General features: G+C 39.2%; 2 protein-coding genes, 3 pseudogenes and 1 other annotated feature. Of the genes and pseudogenes, 1 reads left to right on the forward strand and 4 read right to left on the reverse strand.

Features of this window, described 5'->3' with window-relative positions; translation table 11 throughout:
- From J582_RS24910 to J582_RS0105510, 4 genes and pseudogenes are all read right to left on the reverse strand, one after another.
- On the reverse strand, positions 1-399 hold a 399-nt coding region (locus tag J582_RS24910; protein ID WP_032048899.1), incomplete at its 3' end, for an alcohol dehydrogenase catalytic domain-containing protein.
- A 21-nt stretch (positions 400-420) separates the two neighbouring features.
- Positions 421-696 (reverse strand): metal/formaldehyde-sensitive transcriptional repressor, encoded by a 276-nt coding sequence (locus J582_RS24915; RefSeq protein ID WP_001133624.1) that lies wholly within the window; start codon positions 694-696, stop codon positions 421-423.
- Positions 697-964: 268 nt separating this feature from the next.
- Positions 965-1,115, reverse strand: a pseudogene (locus tag J582_RS27640) (RNA-guided endonuclease TnpB family protein); the annotation flags it as partial.
- 14 nt (positions 1,116-1,129) lie between these two features.
- Positions 1,130-1,354, reverse strand: a pseudogene (locus tag J582_RS0105510) (IS1 family transposase); the annotation flags it as partial.
- 75 nt (positions 1,355-1,429) lie between these two features.
- Between J582_RS0105510 and J582_RS26605 the strand changes: the two are divergent.
- A pseudogene (locus tag J582_RS26605) lies at positions 1,430-1,923 on the forward strand (transposase); the annotation flags it as partial.
- Positions 1,705-1,821: a sequence feature (AL1L pseudoknot), on the forward strand. Its footprint overlaps the pseudogene before it by 117 nt.

A 1,923-nucleotide genomic window follows, 5' to 3' on the forward strand; every position in this document is an offset into this window, starting at 1 on the left:
GTAAATCGGTTGACCATTGTAGGAAAAACGAGTGGTGCCATCTGGCATTACGCCTCTACCTTGAGTTTCTCGAACGGAAATACACAAGTTCGATTTTCCAGATTTACAGAATAGGCACTCGCCACATTCAGCGGTGTAAAGTGGAATTACATGATCACCTGGTTTGACGCTAGTCACGCCTTCACCAACCTCAACTACGACACCAGCACCTTCATGCCCGAGAATAGCCGGAAAAACGCCTTCAGGATCATCGCCAGATAAAGTAAATGCGTCTGTATGACACACACCGGTATGGGAAATCTTGATTAATACTTCACCTTTCTTCGGTGGTGCAACATCAACTTCAACAATTTGAAGAGGTTGACCAGGACCAAACGCAACGGCAGCACGTGACTTCATGGAATAATTCCTTATACAGATCTATTTTAAATATGATTTTAGAATCTTGGCGATTTCAGCCAATTCTTCTTTTCGTTGTTGTTCTGTGGTTTCACCTGATACTAAAGTGTCCTTTAAATGAACCTCTAACATCTCATTCATTAGACCATTAATAGCACCACGCACAGAGCATATTTGTTGCAGAATCGCACCACATTCCACATTGTCTTCTAGCGCTTTTTCAATCGCTTGTGTCTGACCTTTGATCTTTCTGACGCGTAGAAGAATCTTTTTTTTGTCTTCGACCTGATTAGGCATCAGACCTCCTTATTTGCTAGCATTGATACTATAGTACCCCATAGTATAAAAAAGAACAATATTTTTTATAAACCTTAAAAATTTAGGTAGTGTTTCAAAAAGTATGCTGAGATTAAATGAAGTCACTATTGGCTCTGCAATTGGATGCTATAATTAACTTTCCGAATCTTTACAATAGCTTATAAAATTAAACTTCTAACATACTCCCCCCACTTTCAACTAACTCTTTACGAAACATGTTTCTCAGGGATTTTAAAAGCAAAAGCTCTTAGGCGACTTCCTCACGGATTTAGGCATGCTTTCTGCTTCACAAAGCGACCTTTACCGCATCTTTCCTCCACAGACAAAGTGGTATGTCCTACCGCTAGAATATTGCGAGAAGCATTAATATCCGTATTCTTGCTAAAGCCACACTCAATACTGAACTAACACATCTAATCCGATACCTTATTTTGCAATTATTTCCCTCAATACCTATAGTGAAAAACTTACCAATACTTTGCTGACAGTCTTTAAATGCAGTGATAAAACTATCCCATTGATTACTTGAAATTCGGGTATAGTGAATACTTAACTGTTTCAACTTTTCCTTTAGTCGTTGGACTATAGCTATATCTCTTTTACCCCAAACATAAGTAACAATTTCTCCTGTTTTTTTCAGCACATATCACTTTTCAAAGTAGTGAACCGTACCGGGTTTGTCGGAGAGTCAATATTCTGAGAGACTATCCCGATGACAAAATTAAAATATACCCCTGAAATCAGAGAAAGAGCGGTTCAATTATTGATTGAATCTGAAAAAGATTATCCATCGAATTGGGCTGCGATCACCGCTATTGCTCCCAAGATAGGTTGTAGTCCTGAAACACTACGTGTTTGGTATCAAAAATATTTAGATAAACAAAATCCAGTTAAAGTACAGCAGCTTTCAGACCAAGAACGTATCAAACAACTCGAACGCGAAAATAAAGAACTGCAACGCGCCAATGAGATTCTACGTAAAGCAGCCGCTTTTTTCGCCCAGGCGGAGCTCGACCGCCCACACAAATAATGGTGGATTTTATCCATAACAATAAAGATCGATATGGTGTTGATGCGATTTGTAGGATTTTACCGATCGCAGCTTCAACCTATTACCGAACTTTAGATCTCGCTGACAATCCAGAACATCGAGCGAAACGAGATCTACATGATGAGCATCATGCTGAACAAATTCAACGAATTTGG

The organism is Acinetobacter sp. 1566109 (assembly GCF_000582255.1).
Classification (GTDB): Bacteria; Pseudomonadota; Gammaproteobacteria; order Pseudomonadales; family Moraxellaceae; genus Acinetobacter; species Acinetobacter nosocomialis.

Bases quoted from the DNA above. Each gene is read 5' to 3' on its own strand.
- J582_RS24915 (WP_001133624.1), bottom strand. From the start codon at position 696: ATGCCTAATCAGGTCGAAGACAAAAAAAAGATTCTTCTACGCGTCAGA.